25 protein-coding genes are annotated in these 26,519 nt (G+C 41.1%); 8 read left to right on the top strand and 17 right to left on the bottom strand.

What is annotated here, in order from left to right; all coding sequences use genetic code 11:
• Positions 1-8 precede the first annotated feature (8 nt).
• Together J2Z48_RS00840 and J2Z48_RS00835 are read right to left on the bottom strand one after the other, a co-directional pair.
• Positions 9-2,153 carry an LTA synthase family protein gene (locus J2Z48_RS00840; protein ID WP_307250062.1) on the bottom strand — a complete coding sequence of 715 codons (2,145 nt, stop codon included), beginning with the start codon at positions 2,151-2,153 and terminating at the stop codon, positions 9-11.
• Between the two features lie 214 nt (positions 2,154-2,367).
• The gene (locus J2Z48_RS00835) at positions 2,368-2,553 is read right to left on the bottom strand and encodes a hypothetical protein (RefSeq protein WP_307250060.1); all 186 of its coding nucleotides are present in this window, start codon (positions 2,551-2,553) and stop codon (positions 2,368-2,370) included.
• Between the two features lie 143 nt (positions 2,554-2,696).
• Here J2Z48_RS00835 and J2Z48_RS00830 point away from each other — a divergent pair, with 143 nt between their 5' ends.
• From J2Z48_RS00830 to J2Z48_RS00810, 5 genes are read left to right on the top strand one after another with little or no spacing between them, the layout of a single operon-like run.
• Positions 2,697-3,647 (top strand): helical backbone metal receptor, encoded by a 951-nt coding sequence (locus J2Z48_RS00830; RefSeq protein WP_307250058.1) that lies wholly within the window; start codon positions 2,697-2,699, stop codon positions 3,645-3,647.
• Entirely contained in the window at positions 3,647-4,687 is a 1,041-nt protein-coding gene (locus J2Z48_RS00825; protein ID WP_307250056.1) for a FecCD family ABC transporter permease, read from the top strand. Before J2Z48_RS00830 ends, J2Z48_RS00825 begins: the two co-directional genes overlap by 1 nt.
• Complete coding sequence (locus J2Z48_RS00820; protein WP_307250055.1) at positions 4,674-5,459, top strand: ABC transporter ATP-binding protein; 786 nt, start codon at positions 4,674-4,676, stop codon at positions 5,457-5,459. Before J2Z48_RS00825 ends, J2Z48_RS00820 begins: the two co-directional genes overlap by 14 nt.
• A 3-nt stretch (positions 5,460-5,462) precedes the next feature.
• Positions 5,463-5,891 carry an ankyrin repeat domain-containing protein gene (locus tag J2Z48_RS00815; protein ID WP_307250053.1) on the top strand — a complete coding sequence of 143 codons (429 nt, stop codon included), beginning with the start codon at positions 5,463-5,465 and terminating at the stop codon, positions 5,889-5,891.
• Between the two features lie 12 nt (positions 5,892-5,903).
• Positions 5,904-6,221: an antibiotic biosynthesis monooxygenase gene (locus tag J2Z48_RS00810; protein ID WP_307250051.1), complete on the top strand. Its 318-nt coding sequence runs from the start codon at positions 5,904-5,906 to the stop codon at positions 6,219-6,221.
• Between the two features lie 26 nt (positions 6,222-6,247).
• Here the strand turns inward: J2Z48_RS00810 and J2Z48_RS00805 are convergent, their stop codons facing one another.
• Genes J2Z48_RS00805 through J2Z48_RS00790 form a run of 4 tightly spaced genes read right to left on the bottom strand, consistent with a single transcriptional unit; the run spans position 6,248 to position 9,587 of the window.
• Positions 6,248-6,862 (bottom strand): response regulator transcription factor, encoded by a 615-nt coding sequence (locus J2Z48_RS00805; RefSeq protein WP_307250049.1) that lies wholly within the window; start codon positions 6,860-6,862, stop codon positions 6,248-6,250.
• A gap of 18 nt (positions 6,863-6,880) precedes the next feature.
• The gene (locus tag J2Z48_RS00800) at positions 6,881-7,960 is read right to left on the bottom strand and encodes a sensor histidine kinase (protein WP_307250047.1); all 1,080 of its coding nucleotides are present in this window, start codon (positions 7,958-7,960) and stop codon (positions 6,881-6,883) included.
• Positions 7,957-8,697 (bottom strand): ABC transporter permease, encoded by a 741-nt coding sequence (locus J2Z48_RS00795; RefSeq protein WP_307250045.1) that lies wholly within the window; start codon positions 8,695-8,697, stop codon positions 7,957-7,959. Before J2Z48_RS00795 ends, J2Z48_RS00800 begins: the two co-directional genes overlap by 4 nt.
• Positions 8,697-9,587, bottom strand: coding sequence for an ABC transporter ATP-binding protein (locus tag J2Z48_RS00790; RefSeq protein ID WP_307250043.1), 891 nt, complete (start codon positions 9,585-9,587; stop codon positions 8,697-8,699). Before J2Z48_RS00790 ends, J2Z48_RS00795 begins: the two co-directional genes overlap by 1 nt.
• A 202-nt stretch (positions 9,588-9,789) precedes the next feature.
• Here J2Z48_RS00790 and J2Z48_RS00785 point away from each other — a divergent pair, with 202 nt between their 5' ends.
• Positions 9,790-10,356, top strand: a complete 567-nt coding sequence (locus tag J2Z48_RS00785; RefSeq protein ID WP_307250041.1) for a hypothetical protein — start codon at positions 9,790-9,792, stop codon at positions 10,354-10,356.
• A gap of 48 nt (positions 10,357-10,404) precedes the next feature.
• On the opposite strand, the gene J2Z48_RS00780 is transcribed toward J2Z48_RS00785, so the two are convergent.
• From J2Z48_RS00780 to J2Z48_RS00735, 10 genes are all read right to left on the bottom strand, one after another.
• A complete protein-coding gene (locus J2Z48_RS00780; protein ID WP_307250039.1) occupies positions 10,405-11,733 on the bottom strand; it encodes an amino acid permease in 1,329 nt (442 codons plus the stop codon).
• Between the two features lie 208 nt (positions 11,734-11,941).
• Positions 11,942-13,462 (bottom strand): aldehyde dehydrogenase family protein, encoded by a 1,521-nt coding sequence (locus J2Z48_RS00775; RefSeq protein WP_307250037.1) that lies wholly within the window; start codon positions 13,460-13,462, stop codon positions 11,942-11,944.
• A gap of 185 nt (positions 13,463-13,647) precedes the next feature.
• Positions 13,648-14,616 carry an ABC transporter ATP-binding protein gene (locus J2Z48_RS00770; RefSeq protein WP_307250035.1) on the bottom strand — a complete coding sequence of 323 codons (969 nt, stop codon included), beginning with the start codon at positions 14,614-14,616 and terminating at the stop codon, positions 13,648-13,650.
• Positions 14,613-15,632, bottom strand: a complete 1,020-nt coding sequence (locus tag J2Z48_RS00765) for an ABC transporter ATP-binding protein (RefSeq protein ID WP_307250033.1) — start codon at positions 15,630-15,632, stop codon at positions 14,613-14,615. Before J2Z48_RS00765 ends, J2Z48_RS00770 begins: the two co-directional genes overlap by 4 nt.
• Positions 15,633-15,647: 15 nt before the next feature.
• A complete protein-coding gene (locus J2Z48_RS00760; protein ID WP_307250030.1) occupies positions 15,648-16,577 on the bottom strand; it encodes an ABC transporter permease in 930 nt (309 codons plus the stop codon).
• A gap of 4 nt (positions 16,578-16,581) precedes the next feature.
• Positions 16,582-17,511, bottom strand: a complete 930-nt coding sequence (locus tag J2Z48_RS00755; protein ID WP_307250028.1) for an ABC transporter permease — start codon at positions 17,509-17,511, stop codon at positions 16,582-16,584.
• Positions 17,512-17,591: 80 nt separating this feature from the next.
• Positions 17,592-19,238, bottom strand: coding sequence for a peptide ABC transporter substrate-binding protein (locus J2Z48_RS00750; RefSeq protein ID WP_307250026.1), 1,647 nt, complete (start codon positions 19,236-19,238; stop codon positions 17,592-17,594).
• A 502-nt stretch (positions 19,239-19,740) separates the two neighbouring features.
• Complete coding sequence (locus tag J2Z48_RS00745; protein ID WP_307250024.1) at positions 19,741-20,148, bottom strand: DUF5615 family PIN-like protein; 408 nt, start codon at positions 20,146-20,148, stop codon at positions 19,741-19,743.
• A 4-nt stretch (positions 20,149-20,152) separates the two neighbouring features.
• Positions 20,153-20,530: a DUF433 domain-containing protein gene (locus J2Z48_RS00740; RefSeq protein ID WP_307250023.1), complete on the bottom strand. Its 378-nt coding sequence runs from the start codon at positions 20,528-20,530 to the stop codon at positions 20,153-20,155.
• A 331-nt stretch (positions 20,531-20,861) separates the two neighbouring features.
• Complete coding sequence (locus tag J2Z48_RS00735) at positions 20,862-21,272, bottom strand: RrF2 family transcriptional regulator (protein WP_307250021.1); 411 nt, start codon at positions 21,270-21,272, stop codon at positions 20,862-20,864.
• A 173-nt stretch (positions 21,273-21,445) separates the two neighbouring features.
• On the opposite strand from J2Z48_RS00735, the gene J2Z48_RS00730 reads away from it, so the two are divergent.
• The gene (locus tag J2Z48_RS00730) at positions 21,446-21,970 is read left to right on the top strand and encodes a cysteine dioxygenase (protein ID WP_307250019.1); all 525 of its coding nucleotides are present in this window, start codon (positions 21,446-21,448) and stop codon (positions 21,968-21,970) included.
• A 2-nt stretch (positions 21,971-21,972) separates the two neighbouring features.
• Positions 21,973-23,406 carry a 4-hydroxyphenylacetate 3-hydroxylase family protein gene (locus tag J2Z48_RS00725; protein WP_307250017.1) on the top strand — a complete coding sequence of 478 codons (1,434 nt, stop codon included), beginning with the start codon at positions 21,973-21,975 and terminating at the stop codon, positions 23,404-23,406.
• A gap of 62 nt (positions 23,407-23,468) precedes the next feature.
• Here J2Z48_RS00725 and J2Z48_RS00720 read toward each other — a convergent pair whose 3' ends face one another.
• Entirely contained in the window at positions 23,469-26,474 is a 3,006-nt protein-coding gene (locus J2Z48_RS00720) for an MMPL family transporter (protein ID WP_307250404.1), read from the bottom strand.
• Positions 26,475-26,519: the final 45 nt, after the last annotated feature.

Raw genomic sequence — 26,519 nt, 5'->3', positions numbered from 1 at the left:
ATCTATCTCTATTTTTTCATTTGGTACACATTGGAGACCGCAAGATCAATGCCCTTTGGTCCGTTTTTCACTTGAATTTTAGCATTTGCTACTTTTCCTTCATCCGATATGATTCCGATTAAGCTACCATCTGGTTGGTATTTGGTTTCGATCGCTTTTCCATCCAGATAAATCCTACTAGGACCGCTAAAGTTTTTCCCAGTAATGTGGATGGTCTTCTCCTGACCAGATAGTTGTAACTCAACATTTTCAATCGTCATATCTCCGTAGCCGAAGATCATTTTCTTACTAGCAATCTGATCTTTTAATTTACCGTAACCATACTGTTCACCGAACATATTATCGTACTGCATCATCTGATAGTCTGCCAAATCCTCCGACTTGATTCCCATCTTTGAATAGTACTCTTGCGGCGGGATCATAGGATATTTCTTCGAAAGATTATAGAGATAGTTCGTATAGTATGTTCCCTCTTTCTGCGCTAGGTTTAGCACATAAGGACCAATAAAATTAGAACTAATATCTAGTTTATCCTGATGCTCCGGTAGATAGTTATTCCATACCATCAAAGGAGTACGGTACATCTTGTTAAGGAAGTCTAACTCCTTGACACTTCCCTTTGTCTGATCACCGTAGTCAGTACTTGCAGACGGAAGGAAGTCTGGACCACTATTTTTGTCAATGTACTTAGCATCTTTGTATGCAGAATAGTTTCTTCCTAGAGGCGGTAGATGGTCACCAAAGAACACAACAATCGTTGGTTCCTTGCTCTTCTGATAATGCTCTACCAACTGCTTCAGCATCTCGTCCGCATCTGCAGCACCCGTAGCATAATTTTCTAGCATATCTTTTGTTTCTGCTGACATCTGACCTTCTACTTTGACTGTCTTCTTATCTTTATACTTGTCTATATACGATCCATGGTTTTCCATCGTATTAGCGAAGATAAAGTCAGAACCGGAGCTCTTATCAGTTGTCTCGATAATCTTTTTCGCTACTTCCTCATCCGCGATGTAAGGACCTTTCTTCTTCTCTTCGAAGAACTCCCCACTGATAAAACGAGAGAAACCAAAGTTTTGATATACTTTGTTAGCCTGATAAAAGCGACTGTGAGTTGGAGAGATAGCCGTCGTGTTATACCCTTGTCTTCCTAGGATACTCGCTAGGGAATCAACTCCATGGTTAATATACTGATTGTACGGAATCGCACCTTGTGGAAGGAAGCGTACCGTATTCCCCGTTAACACCTCAAACTCCACATTCGCTGTCCATCCACCATACGCTGGGCTTAACATCTCACCACTCGAATACTTCTTCTGTAGGGAGTGATAGAAACTAAGTGGATCTTTACTAAGCTTTACATCTTTCATCTTAGTCATGTCCCATAAGGATTCACTCAAGATTACGATCACATTGGGATTTACTTTAGGATCTACTTTTCCATTTTTCGAGTTACTATCGACCAATGATTTAATTTTTTCTTCACTATATCCCTTTGGCTTGTCCACAATTGCCTGATCGACATTCAAAATCGTAGAAATCAAAAATCCATTTTTCTTATAATTTAGATCTTGTATCGTTCTTGAATACTCAATTCCAAAATATTTCTTAATCGCGATCGGCTTATCTGTAGAGATAACACCTAATAAAACAACGGATAGCACGAGAAAGAGACCTCTTTCTTTCCAGCTAAACTTCCTTTGAACATGTGGTAGCTTCTTGAAAAGCAAAATGCCTACTACAACAAAAGCAAGTATGGCAATCACCATTTTAATTGGGACCTCTTGCAGATATCCTGAAAGATCCATTGCTTCGTCTGTCATCGTAACATCCCAAGGCATCAACGGTACTTCAATCAGTTTCCACTTGATTCCGCTAATGAACGCGATAAGCACCAAAACCGTACTTATCGTCCAATAGGCAATCTGTGCCCGTCCGATTAGGGCAATAAAGAAGGAAAGCATCCCGTAGACAATCCCATACGTAAGCACAAAAGCAGGTAAGAAAGACTCTTCTTTAAAAATCCATTTCGTTAAATCTTGAACTTTGCCCCGGTTTAATAACTCTATCATGAAAACAAGGATCAGAGTTAAAATCCACAGAGCATATCGAGACTTAATATAATCTAAAACACATTCCCTTTTCTGTTTCATATATCGTAATATCTCCTACATCTACAAAATTATTTTCTATTATAACCTAAAATATTGTATCACGAATGCGATTATTAATACGTTCCAACTTTATCCACAATTAGTCTTTCTGTACTACCAATCCACTTTTTTATAATCCTTGAAACACACGCTGTTGCAGGATTCTCAGCTTCTTTATCTATATATATTTGGGTCACAAATTCGAGTAGCTACATCAGCAAAATCCAGTAGGAGCTGTTACATTAATTAGTTGTATCTCTAGCATTTCAGTAAGTGATATTTGATCAGAAGTAGCAATCCATGAGTTATACTCTAGCGGATTTTCCCTTATTAATCCAGTCTCACGATGAAGAGGTACTAACGTCCCAAATTCTTCTGGGATCTCTTTATCATTGCACATAAATCCAACATAATAAGGCTAGTTGCACTAAGTTTGATTTGTATTATTTTTTTCATTCTAATTGACAATAATTATCATTCTCTATTACAATGAGGCTATAAATGAGATTAATTATCATTATCATATATATGGGGGATTTATTTATGAAGAAAGTCGTTAAGTTAATCGGGGTTTCATTCCTTTGCCTTGGGATTATGACAGCTTGTCAATCAAAGGCACCGGAAGCATCTGCTCCAAAATCATCCTCACAGATAACCGTTACGGATGCGGCGAAGCGAACACTTACTTTTAAACAACAACCAAAGAAGGTAGCCGCTCTGAGTTCAGGGGATATGGATATCATTCATGCTTTAGGTGGAGAGATCGTAGGGAGACCCTCGACAAAAGCACCCGTTTCCGATCCTGAACTACAAAAAGCAACTGAAATCGGAAATCCACACAGTCCTAATTTTGAAAAGATAGCCGCAGTGAAGCCAGATGTATTAATCGCAAACAGCGGTTTTGAAAGACATATTCCAACCTTAGAGAAACAAGGGATTCAGGTTTATATCGCAAATGGTAGTTCTGTCGAAGGTATAAATAAGTCAATCGAGGACTATGGAGTTCTCTTAAGCAAACAAGACGAAGCAAAAAAATGGACAAAGCAAATAGCTGATAAATTACAAACTCTCCAAAAAGAGCAACCTGCTAAAAAGGCAAAAGCATTACTTGTGTACGGAGCACCAGGCTCGTATATGGTAGCATTGCCATCTTCTCTATCGGGTGATCTCCTATCGAAAGTAGGGGGAGAAAACATCGCGGCATCATTCCCTATTTCAAAAGAAATGCCTGGATACGCACAGCTAAGTACAGAGCGAATCGTGCAAAGCAATCCAGATGTGTTTTATCTCATTACTCATGGAGATCCAGCAGCCGTTCAGAAAGCTTTTGAAGCTGAGATGAAGAAAAACTCTGCATGGAATAACTTGTCCGCAGTGAAAAATGGCAAGATCGTCGTCTTACCATCTCATCTGTTTGGCTCAAATCCTGGAACAAAGGTAATTGAAAGCTTAGATTTCCTAAAGGATAGCTTAGCGAAAGCGATTGGATCGTAATGGAAGGTTTGTCTGTACAGGAAAGCAAGGGGGTTACGCATCCTCTATCACGAAAGCGATTCACTGTATTGATCTTGTTAGTTTTCGGATTGCTTGGGGCTGTATGTTATGCGATATTCGCGGGACCTGTCTCTTTCACATCAACGGAATTAGTAGATGGAGTCCTCTATCAACAAGATAATATGGCGAAACGAATTGTATGGGACCTGCGGCTTCCTCGAATCCTGATTGGCGTAATTGTTGGGATTTGCTTGGCTCTATCTGGTTCTATCTTGCAAGGTGTAATGCGTAATCCGCTTTCTGATCCTGGGATTATCGGGGTTTCTTCAGGAGCGGGTGTCGTTGCGACAACGATGCTCATCATTTTTCCAACAGCTGCGGCAACATTTTTACCAATTGGTGCTTTTGTGGGCGCTTTTGGTACAACTCTCTTAATCTACTTCCTGTCATGGAACCAAGGGGCATCGTCCCACCGCATCATTTTGGTAGGAGTTGCGATTAACGCACTAATTGGGGCGATTTTATCTTCGTTAATGTTGTTATTTAGTGATCGAGTTCAGTCTGTACTTCCATGGCTTTCGGGTGGGATTGGCGGAGTTGGCTGGAGTCACTTTCAGATGGTCGTTGGATATGCTTTAATCGCGATCGTACTCAGTTTCTTTGCCGCGCATCATCTACGTGTTCTCAGTTTAGGGGATGAAGTGGCGAAGTTGCTCGGACATCGTGTAGAGAGAAGTCGTTTCTTCCTGATTCTACTAAGTAGTTTACTAGCGGCGATTGCGGTGAGTGTATCAGGATTGATTGGCTTTGTAGGCTTAGTCATCCCTCATATTTTACGAATGATAATAGGTAACGATGCACGGTATCTATTACCTGCATCTGCGTTAGGCGGGGCATTATTGGTAACTCTAGCAGATGCCTTTGCGAGAACTTGGTTTGATCCAATTGAACTACCTGTGGGTGTTTTCCTCTCCTTCTTAGGAGGACCGTTTTTCCTATTCATTCTACTAAAGGGGATGCGAAGAAATGCTACTAGCTAAAGAGATTTCCTATCAGCACTCTCAGCGGTTTCAACTACAAGTTCCTCATCTCCAGCTGAAACAGGGGGAAATCCTGAGCATTATCGGTCCCAATGGATCAGGGAAATCAACTCTGCTTCGTTTGCTGGGGAGATTGTGGAATCCTACATCAGGTCAAATTTTGTTAGATGGAGTCCCTTTGTCACAGTGGGATGGATGTGAGATTGCCAAGCGATTAGCCATGCTACCTCAAGTTCATGATCATTCGATTGAGTGGACGGTACGTGAGCTCGTGGAGTTCGGTCGGCATCCCCATAAGACGTGGTACAAACGTTTATCACCCGAAGATGAGAGAATGGTTCATTGGGCGCTAGAAGTAACGAAGATGGATGCTTTTCAAGATCGTCCACTCCCTGCTCTCTCTGGCGGCGAAAGACAACGTGCTTGGATTGCGATGACGCTTGCACAGAGTTCTAACATCCTACTTCTAGATGAGCCTACTACGTATTTGGATATTGCCCACCAATTAGAAGTGATGGAGCTTGTGAAAACGCTCAATCAAGAATTAGGCCTAACCGTTGTGATGGTGCTACATGATATTAATCAAGCGACTTTATATAGTGATCGCCTAGTGGTGATGAAGAATGGACGGGTTCATATGGATGGAAGTCCTGAAGAGGTAATCCAGCCGAGTATGTTTCAAGATGTGTTTGGTATTGAAGTATCGATTCAGCATTCTGATAAGCCGACCTTCATCCCAATGAGAACCTGCTGTGACCAGAGGAGGAAATAAGATATGACAGCGGCAGAAAGCAAGAAAGAAAAAGTGAGAATTCCCGATGAGATGGTACGAAATTTTGTAGCTTCTGCGCATATGGATTTTGATACAATCAAAGAGATGCTGGAGCAAGAACCAGGTCTACTCTATGCTGCATGGAACTGGGGGAATGAGGACTGGGAGACTGCCTTAGGGGCTGCCAGCCACGTAGGAAGAAGAGATATTGCTCTTTACTTAATTGAAAAAGGGGCCCGCATGGATATCTTTACAGCAGCCATGTTAGGTAATTTAGATATTGTAAAGACGATGCTCGACTCTTTTCCAGAGATGATTCATGCTAAAGGACCTCATGGACTTCCATTGATCGTCCATGCTCAGATGGGCGGAGAAGAAGCAAAAGACGTATTTGATTACTTAATTAGTCTAGAGCAAGTACATTCAAATTAGGAGGAGATTTATATGTTTATCGTTACAAATACCATTCGTGTAAAGTCTGGACATGGGCATGAATTAGAAGAAAGATTCCGTAATCCGAAAACGGTTCATGAGTTCCCTGGATTCGTCAGAATGCAACTATTAAAGACACAAGATACAACAGACCATGAGGAATATGTGGTGAGCACAACTTGGGAAGGCAAAGAATTCTTTGAAAAGTGGGTAGAGAGTGATTCATTTAAAGGCGCCCATGCGAAAAGAAGAGAGTCCAAAGAACCCTCTACCATTTTAGGAAACAGCCTCCATACGTATGAAGTTGTAGTGGAACATTTACCAGCTTAATATCCAAAACCCCCTATCCTTATGGTTTAGGGGGTTTCGATTATCCATCCTTTGCACCTAGCAATTTTGATCGCTTCCAATCGATTGCTGGTATTCATCTTACTGTTTACTTCTGATAGATAGTTCCGTACCGTGCCCGATGAGAGGAAAAGCCTACCTGCTATTTCATTGGTTGTAAGGCCTTGTTCAGCTAATATGAGAATCTCTTGCTCCCTTGAAGTTAAAGGGTTTTTTTCTTCCCAGACAATCTCGATTAATTCAGGAGAGATCTCCCGTTTCCCTAACATGATATTTCGTAGTGAATCGGTTAATTCATCGCTAGATCGATCTTTTAGCAGATATCCTTGAACACCAGCTGCCACGGCGCGTTGAAAATAACCTGGACGAGCAAATGTGGTTAAGACTACAACCCGACATGGATGTTGCTTCGCCTTTAGCTGTTCTGCTACTTCCAAACCGCTCATAATCGGCATCTCAATATCTACGATGCAAAGGTCCGGTTGGTGTTGATAAATCAATTCTAGAGCCTCTTTCCCATTTTCTGCTTGTCCAATAACCGTAATATCTTCTTCTAGATCCAATAAAGCCCCCAACGCACTACGCAACATTCCTTGATCTTCTGCAATCACAACCCGGATCATCGCTCTCCTACTTTCTCTTTATGTTTGTTTGATCACTTTCGGGATTTGGATCGTAATCGTTGTTCCTTTGTTAGTAGACTCGATTTGCAAATTCCCCTCCACCAAAGATAACCGTTGCCTCATCCCAATCAGTCCATGGCTCTCTGCTTTTTGCTTTTCTGGGGAAAATCCAGTCCCATTGTCTGTTACACGTAAATAAAAGTGACCTTCTTCTTCTCCCGATTGTAGACGACAAGTTGTCGCCTTACTATGCTTCACAATGTTCGTAATCAGTTCACGCAAGCACATCGCGAAAATGTTTTCCACAAATGGGGTAAGGGTCACTCCTCCTTCTTGAGAGGTGAATTGAATCTCGGCTGCACCTAAAATTTGACGGGAGCGGTTCACTTCATCTTCCCACTTTGCAATATGTAGATCCGAAACCAACTCCCGCACCTGTTTTAAAGCACTACGAGCCGTTGTTTGAATATCCCTCGCTTCTTGCTCAGCTTTTAAGGGATCTTTATGTATTAGTTTTTCTGCCAATTGTCCTTTTAAGGTAATCAATGAAAGTGTATGGCCCAGCGTATCATGCAAGTCTCTCGCAATTCGTTGTCTCTCATCATTCTTACCCATCTCTACAATTTGCTCTTGAGCAAGTAGGAGTTGGCTTTGAATGGCATCCCGTCTCCCTTGAATCCGACCCACAAAAGGGAGGGAAAGGAGCAATATAAGATAAGGAAAAGCAAAGGAAATTACTTTACCCAACTCAACTAAATCGTAAAAGGAAAAGAAAGTTATGATGATGAACGTAAGCAAAATTGCATACCCGATTAAAAATTTTCTGCGATTCGGCAAAAAGCCAATAGAGGCAGCCGGGTAACAAAAGGTTGTTATTACTTGGAATGAGAGGAACGAACAAATAACAAATGCGAGAACCAGTTGAGCAATGACATAAAGGAGTCCTCCCGATCGAGTATATAGAAGAAAAGCGATAATCAAAGCGAGAATAAGAAAGGAGCCCAGAACAGCATGAGTGGTCTGGGTCCAAAAACTATATAAAGGGTAGAACATGAAAATCAGCCAAATATAGATAAACGGTGATTTGTTTCTTCTCATGAAGATACTTCTTTCTTCTGTAAAATATAGGATGCAAGTCCTGTGAATAAGACGAAGTATATCGCTAAGATCGCCACACCACCCCAGTCTACTGGTTGATTTCCGAGGATATTCCATGCTCCATTCCCCATCAAATAGGAAGGAGTCAATTCCCCAAACTTACGCAACCACTCTGGAAATAGTGACATCGGATAAAAAATTCCTCCTAAAAAAGAAAGTCCCAACGTAACAATCTGATTGACGATTTGCGCGGTTTCCACCTTGTCCATCGTTCCAAGCAGTGTACCTATCGCAAGGAATGGGACGCTTCCAAGCAAGAGCCAAAAACCAGCTCCAATCCATTGCCCAGCGGTTAATTCTACACTGTTAGCAAAGTGCCCCACTAAAAACATCACGACAATCTGACCTAAATTCACTAGTAACTGCACACTAACTTTTGCTGCAAAATAGGTGCTTGGCGGTAGCGGTGTGATTTTGAGTTGATGTGACCATCCTTGCGTTCGTTCCTGAACCAATCGTAAGGATAGATTAAATATGGAGGAACCCATCAGACCATATGCGGTCATAGAAATCAAGAAATAGGCCTTCCACTCGACTCCCCCCATCTTCTCCGCACCATTTTGCGACATAATGAAATAAAAAATAATCGGCATTAACAGAGTAAAAAAGATCGATTTTCGATTACGGAATGTCCGTAATAATTCAATCTTAGACTGTGCTAAATAAGCTCTCATCATCAGACACCCTCCTTCATCAAATTCGAAAATGCTTCGTCAAGATTACCTCTATGAATATCAAAGTCTCTCACAGCTATATTTTGTCTCACTAGGTGAATTAAAATAGCATCCGTATCATCACCATAAAGCCTTACATGTTCTCCTACTCTCTCTACCTCAGTCACTCCAGGAATCGACTGGAGTGTACCAAGCTCAAGCGAATTATCGGCGGTTACAGATACATACTTCACTGTCAAACGGTTTTTAATCTCTTCTGGAGTCCCGTCCGCAACGATTTTTCCATGGTTCATCATGATAATTCGGTCAGACAAACGATCTGCTTCCTCAAGATAATGTGTCGTTAGGATAATTGTTTTCCCAGCATCTTTTAGTAAACGAATCGTCTCCCAAAACTCGGATCGTGATGTAACATCCATCCCCACAGTTGGTTCATCGAGAAAGAGAACAGATGGATCGCCAGCCATCGCTAACGCAAAGCCTAATCGTCTCTTTTGCCCTCCAGAAAGACTTGTCGCCATGATTTCAGCATCTCTCTCTAATCCTGATAGCTTAAGCAAATGCTCGTATGGAAGCGATTTATCATAATAGCTACGAAACAGTTGAATAAGCTCTGATACTTTCACCGTATCCATCACACTGACTTCCTGTAGCATCGCACCGATCTCTTGTTTTACTTTTCGCTCTGAGGGGGAACGTCCTAAAATTTGAATCGATCCAGAGGTAGGATTTTTTAGCCCAAGCATCATGGAAATCGTCGTTGTCTTCCCTGCACCATTGGGACCAAGAATCGAGACGATCTCTCCTTTTCCAATGGTAAAACTAATATGATCAACTGCGTTTTTAGCAGCATATTGCTTCGTTACTTCGGATAATTGGATTGCCGTTTCCACATTACTCACCTTCATCTTCTAAATTGTCGAGCTACAATCTATCTTAAAGGTTTCCCCTATTTGTAATTAGTAATGAGTATCATACATTTAATATTACATTTGTCACGTTTGATCTAAATTCGTACCGGGAACACTCTTACAATCGGTTCCACATCCTCTATTCTTCTATAAAATAACTACTATTATTGCAGAGGTGATGAAAATGATTATTACTTGCGACTCTTCAGTAAATATGGGGTATATATATCTTCAACAACCACGTAATTGTCTAGAATTTATCCAAACAAGAGAAGACGATTTAATCTCTTCAATAGGAACCCGGGGATACCAAATCCCTCTTTTACGAGATGAATTCGTCTTAGACAAGCTACTCAAATTAAAACAGTCTTCAAAGATCTATACCCATGCACATAGAGATGGAGAATTCCACTATGAATATCAGAACGATCTGGATTCAGAAGGGTATTTAACAGGAATTGAGATCTCATTACATAAAGAGTGTTTCCTTGCTCTTTTGCAACAGAACTCCTTTCGGTGCTACTCATTTAGTTGGAATCATAAGCAAATGCGTTTATTTACTTTTGAAGATGAGAACGTTGTATTTAATTCACTAAACATTCTCTATCCATTACACTGGGACCATGATTCTTTTCTCATTGTCGATATTGATCCAGTAAGTAAGATCGGGCGGATTCGAGGTCTTCTTACCTCCAATGAAGATCGCTATCCCACTCCATATCTTCTCCAACCTCTATTTTTTATAAAATAAAGACCAGATGAACGAAATCTCCATCTGGTCTTTTCTCTAACTCAATCCTTATGTCTGTTTTCCTTTTACCACATAAGAGGCGATAAATAAGAAAGCGACCACACCCAATGCCAAGAGAGACTTGGCAAGGTTATCAGGGGTAAATAAGATAATAGCTAAGATCACTGTAAAAGCAACAAGTGTCGCTCCTGAAATATACGGGAACCCTTTTAATAAAAAGCGACCTGGCTTATGGTAGTCCTTATCTGTAAAGCGAAGTTTCAATTGCGCTCCACAAATCATAATCCACATAATAAGCACAGTTATAGCTGGAATCCCCATTAAGATCGAAAAGACACTTTTAGGTGCGAAGTATGCAACAGCCGCTCCACCAAATAGGAAGATCGCACTAACGAGAATTCCTAAAACGGGAACTTGGCTTTTCGATAATCGTTGGAATACCTTTGGTGCTTCTCCATCCCCAGCTAGTGAGAACAACATCCGTGAGGTTGCATATACTCCAGAGTTCGCTGCCGAGATAACTGCCACCAGCATGACGAAGTTCATCACATCAGCTGCTGAAGAAAGTCCGATGTTTTGTAGTACGTTTACAAATGGACTTCCTTGACTTCCGATTTGGTTCCATGGCACTAAACCGACAATCACGAGAATTGGAAGAATGTAAAAGAGCGACACGCGTACTACTACGCCACGTAACACTTTCGGTAAGACTTTGTGTGCATCTTTTGTTTCACGAAGAGTAAGACCTAATAACTCTGCTCCTCCAAAGGAGAAGATGACGACTGTCACCGCAGTAGCAAGTCCACCGAGTCCAGTCGGGAAAAATCCACCGTGCTTAGTGAAATTAGATAGTCCAACCTCTTGATTCGCAAATAGAAGATATGCACCCAATCCTACAAATAACAAAATGGTAACGACTTTAATAATGGAAAGCCAGAATTCTATTTCTCCAAAGAGCTTCACGCTCGCTAAATTCAAAATTAAGATAAACAAAGCACAAAGCGTGCTTAATAACCAAATGGGTGTCTGAGGAAACCATACATGTAAAAATGTACCTGCTGCGACCACTTCTGCAGCTAAGACAAGCACCCAGTTGAAGTAGTACAACCATCCAGTCACAAAGGAAACTTTCCCTCCAAATGCCCGGTGGATCATTCCTTTTACATCGAGATCGGGATAGGCACTTCCCATTTCAGCCAATGCCCCCATCACAACGTACAACAAAAGTCCTGCTAAGAGATATACAAATACAATCCCAGGACCTGCTAGGTTAATCGTATCTGCACTCCCCATAAAAATACCTGCCCCAATCGTACCGCCAATTGCCATCATTCGCAACTGACGCGCCGATAAGGAACGCGCTAAACCTTGACTCATCTCTGCTCAACTCCTCTACGATTGCATAACAGCATACCACGATTAATTCTTTTTTTCTAGAGGTAAGTATTTCTTTTTCGAATTATTTTATGTGTGTATTAATATTTTTAATTACAAAACAAAAAACACCAAGGATCGTTTGTGATTCTTGGTGTTTTTTGTTGTATTTCCGTTTGGGCTGTGGATAGATCTGAGTCCTATTCTTTTTTTAGAAGAAGCCCATTGGGTTTTGATCATACGATACTAGCATGTTTTTCGTTTGGCGATAGTGTTCGAGCATCATTTTATGGCTCTCTCGACCAATGCCAGACTGTTTGTAGCCGCCAAATGCAGCATGAGCAGGGTATAGATGGTAACAGTTTACCCAGACTCGTCCTGCCTCGACTTTTCGTGCTACCTCATACGCTTGATGCATGTCACGAGTCCAGAGACCAGCACCGAGTCCGTATGGGGTATTGTTGGCAATCTCTAATAGTTCTTGTTCGTCCTCAAATTTGGTTACTGATACGACAGGACCGAAGATCTCCTCTTGGAAAATCCTCATCTTGTTACTTCCTTCAAAAACAGTTGGCTCAACATAGAAACCATCTGGATAATATTCGTTTGTATAAGGCTTACCACCTGTTAGACAAGCAGCACTCTCTGCTTTTCCGATATCTAGATAGCTGAGGATCTTCTCGTATTGTTCACGAGATGCTTGGGCTCCCATCATCGTGGTCGGATCAAGCGGATCTCCCAGCTTGATCTTCTTAACACGCTCTAAAGCTCGTTCCATAAACTCGTCGTAGATGGAGGCTTGGATTAAAGCCCGAGATGGACAGGTACATACTTCTCCTTGATTCAGGGCAAACATAGCAAAGCCTTCCAATACCTTGTCTAGAAAAGCATCATTGGCACGTAGCACGCTTTCTGTAAAGATATTAGGAGACTTACCACCTAGCTCTAGCGTGACAGGTTTAATATTCTCTGATGCGTACTGCATAATGAGTCGACCTGTATTGGTTTCACCTGTAAATGCAATCTTTCCAACTCTAGGAGAGGTAGCAAGTGGTTGTCCGGCTTCTAGACCAAAGCCATTTACAATATTTAAGACACCCGCAGGCAATAGGTCAGCAATCATTTCAGCAAAGATGAGAACTGTTACAGGTGTTTGTTCTGCTGGTTTCAAAACGACACAGTTTCCAGCAGCCAAAGCCGGTGCAATCTTCCAAGCGGCCATCAGGAGAGGGAAGTTCCAAGGTATAATTTGTCCTACAACCCCAATGGGTTCCTTCATCTGAATCGATAAGGTTTTGGCATCTAGTTCAGAGATACCACCTTCCTCCCCACGGATCACACCTGCAAAGTAACGAAAATGATCAACTGCGAGTGGTAAATCGGCCGCTAACGTTTCGCGGACGGGCTTTCCGTTCCCCCACGTCTCTGCTAACGCCAGTTGCTCCATATTTGCTTCCAGACGATCGGCAATCTTTAATAAACAGTTACTACGCTCTGCAACAGGGCGTGATCCCCACGCTTCTCTCACTTCATGCGCTTTGGTTAGCGCTAGCTCTATATCTTCTTTTTGGGAGCGTGCTACTTGAGTATAGACCTGACCATCCACCGGAGAGACCACATCAAAGTATTGTCCATTAAGCGGAGCAACCCATTCTCCACCAATAAAATTATCGTACCTCGACTTAAAACGGATCAGACTTCCAGCTAGATTTGGCTTCACAAATACACTCATGGCAGAACTCCTCCTTTAATCACAGAAAATAATGATTGAAAATATATATTCTTTCAATTAATATATTTAACATAAATGAGGAAAATTCCTTCTATTATTCTCAAAATAAGTATGCAAGAATATATAAAAAAACAGCACCTCTCCTGTTAGTTGTATCTAACCATTGAGGTACTGTTATCTATCTTCTAGTTATATAAATGACAAGCAACAAAATGCTTCTCTTTTATCTCTTTCCACTCAGGAATCGTACTTGCACAAATATCCATCGCCTGTGGACAACGAGTACGGAACTTACAGCCGCTTGGTGGATCGATCGGGCTTGGAACATCTCCCTTAAGGATAACCCGTTCACGTTCATTCTTAAGGCTCGGGTCTGCAATCGGTACTGCCGATAGAAGTGCCTGTGTATATGGGTGAAGTGGATTATCGTACATCTCATCGCTATCCGCTAATTCCACTAGGTTCCCCAGATACATAACCCCTACACGATCACTAATATATTTCACCATAGAAAGATCATGAGCAATAAACAGATAGGTAAGTCCACGTTCTCTCTGCAGCTTTTTCATCAAGTTTACAACTTGAGCTTGTACAGAAACATCCAGCGCAGAAATAGGCTCATCCGCAATGATGAAATCTGGCTCTACAGCTAGAGCACGTGCAATCCCGATCCGTTGCCGTTGTCCACCTGAAAACTCATGTGGAAAACGAGTTGCATGACTCTTATTTAGACCAACTGTTTCCAGAAGCTCAATCACACGATCTTCGCGCTTCTTCCCATTTAGTCCATGAATATCAATTCCTTCAGCAATGATATCCATTACTTTCATTCGTGGGTTTAGAGAAGCATACGGATCTTGGAAGATCATCTGCATACTACGATTCAATTGTTTCAGTTCTTTTCCCTTAAGTTCGTGTACATTCTTGCCTTTAAAACTTACTTCTCCAGAAGTAGCATTGTATAGGCGAATCAGTGTACGTCCAACAGTCGATTTACCGCATCCAGACTCTCCCACTAAACCAAGAGTTTCCCCCGGATAGATGTCAAAGCTAATACCGTCAACCGCTTTAAGAATCTTCTTACCACCTACTTGAAAGTGCTTCTTTACATTTTTCACGCTAAGGATTGGCTCTTTTTTTTCTGTTGCACTCATACTGATTCCCTCCCTTCAACTACTTCTTTGCGGTAAGCTTCGGCCATTGGATGCTCCAGCCAGCAAGCTACTCGGTGATCTTTACTATGCTCTGTTAGTTCAGGGTCAACTTCTTGACAGATCTTCATCGCATATTTACAACGTGCCGCAAAAGCACATCCCTTAGGAGGAGCCAATAAATCAGGTGGCGCACCTGGAATAGGGCTAAGCTCTTCTGAGCGATCCTGATTCAATTTCGGCATGGAATTCATTAGACCCCATGTATACGGATGGCGTGGCTCTGCAAAGATTTCATTAATCGTACCCGATTCGACTACTTTCCCAGCATACATCACCACGACACGGTCAGCTGTTTCGGCAACCACTCCGAGATCGTGAGTAATGAGGATAATAGAAGTACCTAATCGTGCTTGAAGGTCCTTCATCAAATCCATAATCTGTGCTTGAATGGTTACATCAAGCGCCGTAGTTGGCTCATCTGCAATCAAGACATTTGGATTACAAGAGAGAGCAATCGCAATCATCGCCCGCTGACGCATTCCACCTGAGAATTGATGCGGATATTGAGTAAATCTCGATTCAGGGCTAGGAATTCCTACTAACTTCAGCATCTCAATTGCCTTTTCTTTCGCTTCGGCTTTCGAGAGCTTCTGGTGCTTGATAATACCCTCAACAATCTGTTTTCCTACAGTCATTGTTGGGTTCAATGAAGTCATCGGGTCTTGGAAAATCATCGCAATTTCTTTCCCGCGAATCTGCTCCATCTCTTTTTCGCTCATCTTGACAAGATCTTTTCCGTTATAGAGAACTTCGCCGTGCTTATATTCTCCAGGAGGAGTTAAGATCAATTTCATAATCGCTTGTGAAGTAACACTCTTTCCACAACCCGATTCACCTACTATTGCTAAGGTCTGACCTTTCTCTACGTCAAAGCTCACCCCACGTACTGCCTTAACCTCACCACTATAGGTATGGAAAGAGACGTGAAGGTCGCGTACATCCAAAATTTTGCTCATCCTTATCTCTCCCTCCTATTTTTTCATTCGTGGATCAAGTGCATCTCTTAGTCCATCACCAATCATATTAAACGCGAACATAAGGATCGATAGGACAGTTGCTGGCCAAATCAAATTATGTGGAGAAAGTTGCATAAAACCATTTCCTTCACTGATCAAAACACCCAAACTTGCCTCTGGTGGACGAAGACCTAGACCAATAAAGCTGAGAAACGCCTCAAAGAAAATCGCGGATGGGATAGAAAACGTAACTGCAATGATGATAGGTCCTATTACATTCGGAATAAGATGCTTCAGTAAGATACGTTTATGACTCGCTCCTAAAGTACGAGCAGCCAACACATACTCTTGGGAACGTAGCTTTAACACTTGTGCGCGAACAATCCGCGACATCGGTACCCAACCTGTCATAGCGATGGAAATCGCAATCGCCCAAATTCCAGGTTCCATCAACATAATCAATAAAATAATAATAATTAAGTTTGGAATCGAGTAGATAATCTCAATGAAACGTTGGATAACGGCATCCACCCGCCCGCCAAAATAGCCGGATATTCCTCCAATGGTAACTCCGATTATTACATCTAAGAAAACGGCTAAAAAAGCGATCATTAGTGAGACTTTCGCTCCATACCAGACTCTTTGCCATAAATCTCTACCTGCATGATCAGTACCAAAATAATGACCATCCACCGCTGTATCTTGATTCTTAATCGTTACATTTTGAGACGACCAATCATAATCATTTATCAATGGGCCAAAAATTGCCAACAGACCAATTACCAACACTAGAAACAATCCAAGGAGTGCCCCTTTATTCTGCTTAAATCGTAACCAAGCATCTTTCCAAACGCCTACCTGCTTGCGATTTAGTTGTTCTGCTCGTTTGTCCAACTGGCCAATCGGTTCAAAAAGATCTGGTGTATAAGTTTTTTCTGTACTCATGGGATCACTCCTTTGCTCCAGTGATACGAATCCGTGGATCGATAATTCCATATAGAAGATCGACTATAAAAAGGGTAACGACAATGAGAACACTATAAAAAATGGTTGTTCCCATAATAACGGTATAATCATTATTCAAAATCGATTCTACAAACATTTTCCCCATCCCAGGAATCGCAAAGATACCTTCTACTACCAATGACCCCGTAATAATATTAACAGCAAGCGGGCCCATAACTGTAATAGCAGGAATCAATGCATTACGTAAAGCATGTCTTACCAAGATTGCGAAACGGTTGATTCCCTTTGCTTTCGCGGTACGCATATAATCTTGCTCCAATACCTCTACCATCTCTGTACGTACATAGCGAGAGATCTGAGCAATAACCGCAAAAGAAAGTGCGAAGGAAGGCATAATCGTGGCCGAATAAGTGTCATATCCAGTAGCAGGTAGCCACCCTAACTTCACTCCGACAAAGTAGGCTAAGAGCGCGGCTAAAACGAAACTAGGAATCGAGACACCCATGATAGAAGCCCCTGTAGCCAAACTATCTAACCATGTATTTCTCTTTAAAGCAGCTAAAACCCCTAATATAAGTCCAATCAAAACTCCAAATAAAAGTGCTTGTGATCCAATAAGAAGAGACGGTCCAAAGCCCTGCATCAACATATCGGTTACTTCCCGACCATCATAATTAAGGGATTTCCCTAAATCACCTTGTACGAGATGACCAACAAACTTAAAGTACTGAACATAAGCCGGTTTATCTAAACCATACTGTTCTAAAATCTGTGCCCGAAGCTCAGGGGATAACTTTTCTTCATTTTTGAGTGGTGTACCCGGCAAACTATGCATGAGAAAAAAAGTAGCTGTAATAATAACTAGTAACGTTACAATCATTAAAGAGAATCTCTTGAGGATATAACGTGCCACATTTTCACTTCCTTTCATCTGATGGGGAATAAAAAGAGAAGGTATATATCGTAGGAAGATATATACCTTCTGTCATCACCCTACTCGATGTAAGCCCATTTAAAGCTGTACTCCTCACCAAATCCTGCTGAGTTAAATACCATATCTTTTACTTCTGGCTTAACCATGTAGTAAACAGAACGGTAGTACTCTGGGACAATTCCAGCATCCTCTAGAAGGATCGCCTCTGCTTTTCTTAGATTTTGGAGACGCTCTTCAACATTTCCAGTTGTATTCTCTCTGGCCTTTTTCACTAGCTCATCATACTCTTTATTAGACCATTTACCACGGTTGTAAGGACTGTCGCTTGTAAATAGATCTCCAATAAAACTCAGTGAGTCACTGTAGTCTGCATGCCATCCAGAAGCTAGAAGGTCAAATTCGCCCTTTTTCCCACGATCTAAACGTTGCTTAAATGGAACAGAAGAAACTTTGATCTCCAAGCCTAGGTTTTTCTTATAGGCGTCTTTCACGTATTCTCCATGACGTTTAGCAGCTGTGGTATCATCAGTTACCATCTCTAAAGCAGGAGCTTGAGAAAGGTTCAATTCTTTTAAACCTGTCTCAAAAAGACTTTTTGCTTTTGTTGCATCAAACTTAGGTTCCTCTGGGAAAGCTTCGCGATATAACTTATTCGCATCGTTTCCGTTTGCTTTAATCTCTGGTGGAACTAATCCCCCTGCTGGAACGGACTTATCTTGCAGAACGTTCGCTTGGAATTCCTTCTTATCCAGCGCTAGATTCAATGCTTGACGAACTTTTTTGTTTTGAAGAAGCTTATTCTTTTGATTCATTTCCAGATACCAAGATGATCCCTCAGCAACTGATACTGCTTCTTTGTTGTCTTTATATTTTGGGATGTAATCAGTACCCAATAGTGTAACTTGGACTTGATTGGTATTGTAAGCATTGACGTTAGCGGAAGAATCCTTCATAACCTTTGTCACAATTTTATTAAGCTTGACCGATTTTGCATCCCAGTACTGATCATTTTTCTCCATCGTGTAGCTCTGTTCATGTTTCCATTCGGTCAATTTGAACGGACCACTGTAAACGTTTGTATTTGCCTCTTTGGCAAATTTGCCGGCTTTATCGCCGTGCTGCTTCACAATATCTTCTCGTTGTGGTAAGTAGTTAGGAAACGCTACCAAATCCAAGAAGTATGGAGTAACTCGCTCTAGCTTTACTTCTAATGTCTTGTCATCAATTGCTTTGACTCCAACATCTTCTGCTTTACCGTTCTTTTCATTATATGCTTTACCATTTTTAAGGGCATGTAAGATAAATGCATACTCAGAAGCCGTCTCAGGTGCTAATGCACGCTTCCAAGCAAATTCAAAATCTTTTGCCGTTACAGGTTTTCCATCGCTCCATTTACTGTCACGAAGTTTGAAGGTATAGGTTAACTTGTCATCACTGATTTTTGGTTCGCTCTCTGCCAAGGCTGGTTCGATTGATTTCCCATCCTTAGAATGACGGTAAAGTCCTTCTTGAGTGTTGGCAAGAACGTTACGAGATGCACTGTCTGAGGATATAGCACTATCCAAATTCGGTGGTTCTGCTCGATCTGTAACAGTTAATGTCCCCTTGTCTTTAGCACCTTTGTCACCACCAAAGCTACATGCCGTAACCCCTAGGCTTGCCACAAGAGTTAGTGCAAGAAACGGAACAAGCTTTTTTTTCTTCATTAACCTTCCTCCTTAAAGATAAAAGAATAATAGCTACATTTTGTTTTGTTTGTATCCACATCACAAGTTGATACTAACTAAATGCTCTTATCTGAAAGCATATCTTTATCCAAATAAACGATTTGAATATATTTAGATAATTTCATTAGGCAGTTTGTTGTGAGTAGGAATTGATTGCTATAAATTTAACTTAAAAGTGCTGATTTTGTAAAGAGTATTTTTTATCATCTCCCTACTCATTTTTATTCTAAGAGAGGATAGAAACTTATTTTTTGTGAATGCATAAAAATACTTTTTAGTATATGAATATGTCTCACAGAGTGCGTCGTTTCTACATTCTCCCCATTAATTCTTACAAGTTAATTTCGTAAAATCTCTCTTAATTTCCTCTTTTCCCTTTCCACATTTTACATATAAAAAATACCATTCAAAATTTTGTATGTTAGTGGAATAAACTAAAAATTATATCGATTAAACGATATTTTTTCTAAAAATATATTTTTTATATATGCATTTCTTCTACTGGAGGGGGATAAGAACGGATAAAGCAAACTTGAGTATTACTATGTTTTTGATTTACTTCCCATATCGACTCATCAAAGGATTTCCAGAATCTAAAAAAATCGTGCATTTTATGACACACTTGATCTACATTCTTCCTTGTGACTTGAAAGCGAAACCATATGACTCCCTTATGAACGACTCCATGAACCATAGGAGGGATTTGAATAATGAAGTCTTTGCCATTATGAGTAAGGAAAATTCGCTTTTCCTTTACCGCATATCGGAAGACCGCTTCATCATGAAATCCCCTCATCTGTACAGAGCTAACAGTCTCTACATCATAGCCAAGAGTATCAAAGAAATCTTTCACTCGTGGTGTCACATTTTCATCTAGAAACAGTCTCATTCCACTAGCTCCCCATAAATGGATCATCCAGAACTCGAATAGCAAAGCTTAATGCTTGTTGGATCTGTTCACGTGTTAATCCGTAATCCTCACAAATCTCTTCTATTGTCATCCCATCACGTAAGCACGCCAAAATCATCGTCACTTGAATACGAGTCCCTTGTATGACTGGCATCTCGCTTACCACTTTTTGATCCATGCTAATTCCAGGTTGATGAGACACAATCATGCGCAGAAATGATTTCATCTGGTTCATCCCCATGTCATTTGGATGGTAACCATTATAGTCGTGTAGGAAATCGTTTATGCATTTCCCCCACTTGGGGTCTTCAAGTAATTCTAGCAAAGAAAACGGTAAAGTTGGCTCTTGTATTTCTTTCATCTTGTGACAACTCCAATCATCATTGCATCATTTGCAAACAAAACAATTGCAATTGGATATGGTATGTTACATGCAATAAACTCAACTTCCACCAGTCAATTTAATCCCACACCTTCTATTTTATCAGTTCCGTATACACTTGTCAGAAAGAAATACCAGATAATCAAGATTGGAACACTCCCACTACTTGTCTTTTCACGCATCAACCTTGTAGACACCTTATGTATGGAAATTATGGATCGCATTTGGGACCCTTTCCTGAATTCTTAGGATCTTAATTTTGGTTTTTTTGAGCGCTGACAGATTTAGATTAAAATTCTAGCATGTTCCCTTATAGTTTCCTTTCTATTAGATGAGCCAACGTCGTTTGGTCTAGTAGTCGTGCAATCGAATCGCGAATTAATGCCCACAGCGGCTTTAGGAGACACGTTCCTTCTAGAGGACATGCTTCGTATGAGGTAATACTTACACACCCCATCGGGGCAAGCGGCCCTTCTAAGCTCCGAATCACTTCCCCAATCACGATTTGGTCCGGAGCTTTTGCTAACATGTAACCCCCGTGCTTCCCTCGTTTACTTTTTAGATAGCCTAACAATTTCAATTGAAGGAGGATCTGTTCTAAGTAGGCAACAGGAACTAGGGTTTGTTCAGATATCTCCGCAATCGTTGAAATTTCCTCCGCATGTAATCCCAGAACAATGAGTGCCCTTAATGCATACTCCCCTCTACTCGATACTTTCACCTTTAAATCCCCCTTTTCCGATCTAATATTATACCTATCAATTTATGATTTTTTCCTTTCGTTATGCCGATTTTAGTGCGCATAATGAATGAAAATGACATATATTAGTCTCATAGTCAGTTCGATACCTGAGTATGTTAGTCAACATAATCAAGTAGAAGGGGTAGATCGATATGAAGTATGCCAAACATATCCAAAATCTTTTGAACTTAGAGGGTGTAAATCTGGATCCCCGCAAGGATGCTTCGCATTATTATCAGGCCATGTGCCGTCTGCTACAAGCATCCGATTGTACCATTGACCGAATTGCTCCTTATCTAACTGCACCTGTTGCTCCACTTGAATATGGACGAAACCAAATCTATTGTTCTGATTTATTTGAGGTGATTGTGCTACATGTTCCACCAAATGTAGAAACCCCCATACACGACCACGGAGAAGCGTGTTGTTGTGTTCATGTGATAAAAGGAAGTACTTTAAACCGTGTATACCGGAAAGGAGCCGACGAATCACTACACATATTGAGTAGCAATCATTTTGCAGCAGGTGAATTTTTCTATAGCCCACATGGACAAATTCATTCGATGTACAATCCAACAGATCAACCGTTTGTTACCTTACATGTCTATACACCTCCTATTTCAGGCAATCATATCTATCCCCATAATGTGCTACAATCGCACAAGGAGGGGGTATAAACTTGAAGACAAGGGAGCAAGAATTTTCGGAAAGTTTAAACGATCAGCGAAGTATTTGGCTAAATGGAAAGCAAGTTCGTGTTTTAGAGGAAGAGGCATTTCGTGGTGCGATTCAAACGGTTTGTAATCTGTTTCGGATGATGGATGATCCTACTACTCAGGAAAGCGTCGCCTATGTGAGCCCTACTACTGGTGAGTGGGTTCATCAATCATTTCATATTCCACAGTCAATCGTCGACTTACAAAAACGACGTGTTGCTTTTGAACAATGGAGCGAAGCAACTGACGGGATGATGAGCAGACTTTCTGATTATGCCCGCTCCCGTTTAACTGGATGGTACTGTGCTCGAAATCAATTCTCTATGTATGATTCAGCATTTTCAGAGAAAATTGCTCGTTACTATGAACAAGCACGGGATGAAAATCGATTTATCACCGTTGTACAAAGAGATGTTCAAATCAATCGCGCGAATCAATATGACCCTCAGCTCTTACGTGAATCAGGACTACTACACATCACTCGAAAAACACAAGACGGCATCTACTTAAACGGGGCTAAGATGATTGCGACAGCAGCCCCTTATACGCATGACTTCCTGATCTATCCTGTGGTTCGGTTAAATGAGTCCCAAAAATCAGTAGCCAATATGTTAATTGTCCCTGCGGATTCCGCTGGATTACACATCGTATGCCGGGAATCGTTTGCCAAGAGTAATCAGGAACAACCCGATTTCCCTCTTAGCTCTCAATATGACGAGATGGACGCCCTCCTTATTTTTGATGATGTCTTCATTCCGTGGGAATATGTGTTCATCCATGAAAATCCAGAAGCGATTTGGGTCATCAAAGAGAATCCACATTCCATTTGCTTGGGATATCACCAAGCCATCATCCGCTTAAAAACAAAGCTGGAGTTTATCACTGGTTTAGCTTGTAAAATTGCCACAACCATTGGGGCTACTCAATTTCTTCATGTTCAAGAAAAACTAGGTGAGCTGATCTCACAAGTAGAAACCATTCACGCATGTATTATTGCCAGCGAAGCAGAAGGAGCAATGACCGAAGAGGGCATTTTTCTACCAAGAGCAACCGCCATTGACACAGCTAAAAACCTCGGAACCACCTTCTACCCGCGGGCAGTTGAGATTCTCCAGTTAATCGCGGCTGGGGGGGTCATTCAAATTCCCTCAAGTGTACAAGACTTTCAATCTCCAATATCGGACCTGATGAATCAATATTTCCGTGGTGCAGATGTAGACGCGGAAAAAAGGACCAAGCTATTTAAGCTGGCCTGGGACGTCATCGGGACTCCGTTTGCTTCACGATCGGAGTTGTATGAACGATTTTACTCTGGCGATCCCATCCGCAATCGCGCTGGGCAGTACTTATCTTACGATAAGGATAAATTAACAAATATGATTGATAAGTATCTATGAGCTCTTAAAACAAAACAAGCTCTCTATTCGCGAGAGCTTGTTTTGTTTTTTGCCTCAACTTTTCATCTCCGAAATGGCCACCAATTCGCTTTTCCTAAACTTTTCACTAGTACAGGAATCAGTAGAGGAAGCATAACAAAGGTGTATAAAAATAACCCGATCAAAATGATGGAAGCGATTTGAATGAGGGATAACATGCCTGACGGAATCATCGCTGCAAAGGTACCGCCTAATATGATCACAGCGGAGATGATAACGGTCCCCATCTTCTTCATCGATAATAGCATCGCATCCGCAACCTTTAGATCTTGATACTCATTAAAGCGATCCATGAGGAAGATGCTATAATCGACTCCCAGTGCCACTAACATCACGAAAGCAAAAAACGGTACAATCCAGCTAATTCCGCTATAACCTAGAATGTGTACGAACAATACTTCATTTATCGCCATGCTCGTATAGTAAGTGAGGAGCAACGATCCAATAATATAAATCGGCATCATGAAAGAACGGAATAGAAACGCCAAGACAAGCCCGATTCCTAGCAACATAAGCGTAACGGTACGAGAGTAATCTTGATTCGACATAGCCTTTAAATCAGCATTCATACTTGTAATACCGCCTACTGCCACTGTGGCATTTTCTAACTTGGTTCCTTTAGTCGCTCGACCGACAGCCTCCTTTAGCTTCTCTATTTGATCCATGGTTTCACGAGCATATGGATTCGATTTGAAGACTACGTCCATCGTCATAGTCTTCCCGTCTGGAGATAAATACACATCTAATACGCTTTGAAATCCCTTATCTTCTACTATATTGGCTGGCATATAAAATCCATCAACACTCGAAGTAGCGGAGAGATCTGTTAAATATCTTTGTGCAACTCCTAATCCATCTGATACCTTATTTAGACCATCTGCCCCCTGGCTTAGACCTGATTTTAATTCTCCTAATTGATCTTTTAGCTTGTCGAAACCGCCAAGTAACTCTTTTTGTCCATCATTCATTTTCGATAAACCATCGGTTAGACGAGGAAGTTGTTTGACAATCTGCCCTTGTGCATCCGCTGCTTTTTCCAAACCTTTTACTTGTTTCTCTATTCCTTGGGTAAAGGCATTGATATCCTTGGTTACCTGATCCTCATTTTCCATCACTTTTGTCAAATTAGAACGGAATTTCATCATCTTATCTTTTTTTTCAATAGCAAGCAGGACATTTTTTTTGATTTCTTGATATTCTGCTGACTCAGATAATCCCTTTACGCCATTTTCTAAATTTTGGAAATCAACCACTTTTATTTGATCTAATTGATTTAGCAAAGGATCAATCTGTTGTAAGTCACGGTTCACTCCTTTGTATGTTTTGGAAAAGTTTTGATACATCTGAAGCAGTTCCTGTGTCTTTTCTTTTGCGGTCTCTAGCTCCTTTTTTGCTTGTACAGAACCCGATCTCATTCCCTGTTCCATTTTAGATAAATACGTCTCAAGCAATGTTAGTTTTGATTCTGCAAGACTCGTCCCATCAATTAAGCGTTGGATTCCGTCTGTTGCTCGTTTCAGTTCTGGTTCTTTCTTTGTTAATTCACTATTTGCTTCCTGCAATCCCTCAGAAACTTTCTTAACACCTTCGTTTCCTTTTCCTAACCCTTTTCCTATCTTTTCTGATTGCTTAGTAATCAGAAATTTCTCAAAAGGTTCTCCCATAGGTCTGGTAATCGAGCGGACAGAAGTGACTAGGTCTACCTTTCCTAACTCTCTACTAATCCGTTCTACCACATAGAAGTAATCGACCGAATCCAACCGGTCATCGTTTTTGAAAACCAGCTTCGTGGGCATCGATTCCCCTGCACCAAAGCTAGTTTCAATTACGCGAAATGCTTTAATAGTAGGCACATCTTCGCCTATCTCTTCTATGGAGTTAAACGATACCTCACCTTTATATGCAATCATAAAAGGAACACAGATAGCCGCAACCACGAGTATAGAGAGTATCGGTCTAGATAGGGAAAAACCTCCTATAATGCTCCATAATCTACTATCCTTATGTTCTAGTTTTCTTTTAGATGGCCAGTACATCGCTTTTCCCAGAAGCGCCATAAAGAACGGCACGAGCGTAAATAAGGCGAGGAGCAACACGGCAATCCCTACCGCAACTGCCGCAGCAGACTGATACAGATTAAACTCAGAAAAGCCTATAGAAGCAAAGCCAACCATGACCGCAATCCCACTAATCAGCACCGTACGACCTGCCCGTTTATACGTTTCTATAATCGCTGGGATTACCTGTCCGCTATGTATTAACTCTTCCTTAAAACGGCTTAACAGCAAAATGCAATAATCCGTCCCAATGCCAAACAAAATAGCTACCAAAAAAATTCGTGTATTACCTGAGATCGGAAAATCAAATCGGTCAACTAATAGGGAAATAACTGATTGGGAAGTAAAATAGGAGACTCCCACCGTTAATAGAGGAATAATCGGGGCAACAACGGAGCGAAATACTAGTAGTAAGACGAAAAGGATAAAAGCAACTGTAATTCCCTCTGTCTTCTTTAATCCTTCTTCCGACTTTTGGAGCACTTGATTCGTAATCATCGACTCATTCGTATAAGCGTATTTAACCCCTATTCCATCCAGCGTTTGGGATAAGGATTTCGTAAGAGTAGATAGGCTACGTTTTTTTTGATCAATGCTTAATGAGGCTAAGATTGCTTTTCCATCTTTGGAAACGAGAGCTTCTTTCAAATGACTCTCTTTAAAATGAGTAGTAATCTTCTTAATCCCTAGCGATTCTTTGTTCTGTTCTAAACGATTAACCGCCTCTTCTGCTTCCTTCACTTCCTGATTCGTCAGTTTTTGATCACTATAAAAAACTAAGGCAACTTGAGAAGAGTTTCTTTTCCCATACCCTTCGACTATCAATTGAGAAGCAAGTTTAGATGAATATCCCTCCGGAACCTCTATCCTTCCTTTTTCTCGTACTAAATCAGACATACTAGGAGCTACATAGACCAAACCTGCTACCATAACCGCCCATACTAGGGCAATCCACCAACGACCTTTTAACATCCTCTGCAAATTCAGTCCCCCGTTATAACTTATTATATTTTTATA

The sequence above is a fragment of the Croceifilum oryzae genome (assembly GCF_030814315.1).
GTDB lineage: Bacteria > Bacillota > Bacilli > Thermoactinomycetales > Thermoactinomycetaceae > Baia > Baia oryzae.
Note: the sequence above shows the minus strand (reverse complement) of the source record. Positions and strands in the feature narration are given on the sequence as shown.

Bases quoted from the DNA above. Each gene is read 5' to 3' on its own strand.
- J2Z48_RS00815 (WP_307250053.1), top strand. From the start codon at position 5,463: ATGACAGCGGCAGAAAGCAAGAAAGAAAAAGTGAGAATTCCCGATGAG.
- J2Z48_RS00820 (WP_307250055.1), top strand. From the start codon at position 4,674: ATGCTACTAGCTAAAGAGATTTCCTATCAGCACTCTCAGCGGTTTCAA.
- J2Z48_RS00810 (WP_307250051.1), top strand. From the start codon at position 5,904: ATGTTTATCGTTACAAATACCATTCGTGTAAAGTCTGGACATGGGCAT.
- J2Z48_RS00750 (WP_307250026.1), bottom strand. From the start codon at position 19,238: ATGAAGAAAAAAAAGCTTGTTCCGTTTCTTGCACTAACTCTTGTGGCA.
- J2Z48_RS00800 (WP_307250047.1), bottom strand. From the start codon at position 7,960: ATGAGAAGAAACAAATCACCGTTTATCTATATTTGGCTGATTTTCATG.
- J2Z48_RS00840 (WP_307250062.1), bottom strand. From the start codon at position 2,153: ATGAAACAGAAAAGGGAATGTGTTTTAGATTATATTAAGTCTCGATAT.
- J2Z48_RS00760 (WP_307250030.1), bottom strand. From the start codon at position 16,577: ATGAGTACAGAAAAAACTTATACACCAGATCTTTTTGAACCGATTGGC.
- J2Z48_RS00745 (WP_307250024.1), bottom strand. From the start codon at position 20,148: ATGAGACTGTTTCTAGATGAAAATGTGACACCACGAGTGAAAGATTTC.
- J2Z48_RS00805 (WP_307250049.1), bottom strand. From the start codon at position 6,862: ATGATCCGGGTTGTGATTGCAGAAGATCAAGGAATGTTGCGTAGTGCG.
- J2Z48_RS00720 (WP_307250404.1), bottom strand. From the start codon at position 26,474: ATGTTAAAAGGTCGTTGGTGGATTGCCCTAGTATGGGCGGTTATGGTA.
- J2Z48_RS00775 (WP_307250037.1), bottom strand. From the start codon at position 13,462: ATGAGTGTATTTGTGAAGCCAAATCTAGCTGGAAGTCTGATCCGTTTT.
- J2Z48_RS00825 (WP_307250056.1), top strand. From the start codon at position 3,647: ATGGAAGGTTTGTCTGTACAGGAAAGCAAGGGGGTTACGCATCCTCTA.
- J2Z48_RS00785 (WP_307250041.1), top strand. From the start codon at position 9,790: ATGATTATTACTTGCGACTCTTCAGTAAATATGGGGTATATATATCTT.
- J2Z48_RS00770 (WP_307250035.1), bottom strand. From the start codon at position 14,616: ATGAGTGCAACAGAAAAAAAAGAGCCAATCCTTAGCGTGAAAAATGTA.
- J2Z48_RS00835 (WP_307250060.1), bottom strand. From the start codon at position 2,553: ATGTGCAATGATAAAGAGATCCCAGAAGAATTTGGGACGTTAGTACCT.
- J2Z48_RS00730 (WP_307250019.1), top strand. From the start codon at position 21,446: ATGAAGTATGCCAAACATATCCAAAATCTTTTGAACTTAGAGGGTGTA.
- J2Z48_RS00780 (WP_307250039.1), bottom strand. From the start codon at position 11,733: ATGAGTCAAGGTTTAGCGCGTTCCTTATCGGCGCGTCAGTTGCGAATG.
- J2Z48_RS00765 (WP_307250033.1), bottom strand. From the start codon at position 15,632: ATGAGCAAAATTTTGGATGTACGCGACCTTCACGTCTCTTTCCATACC.
- J2Z48_RS00795 (WP_307250045.1), bottom strand. From the start codon at position 8,697: ATGATGAGAGCTTATTTAGCACAGTCTAAGATTGAATTATTACGGACA.
- J2Z48_RS00830 (WP_307250058.1), top strand. From the start codon at position 2,697: ATGAAGAAAGTCGTTAAGTTAATCGGGGTTTCATTCCTTTGCCTTGGG.
- J2Z48_RS00740 (WP_307250023.1), bottom strand. From the start codon at position 20,530: ATGAAAGAAATACAAGAGCCAACTTTACCGTTTTCTTTGCTAGAATTA.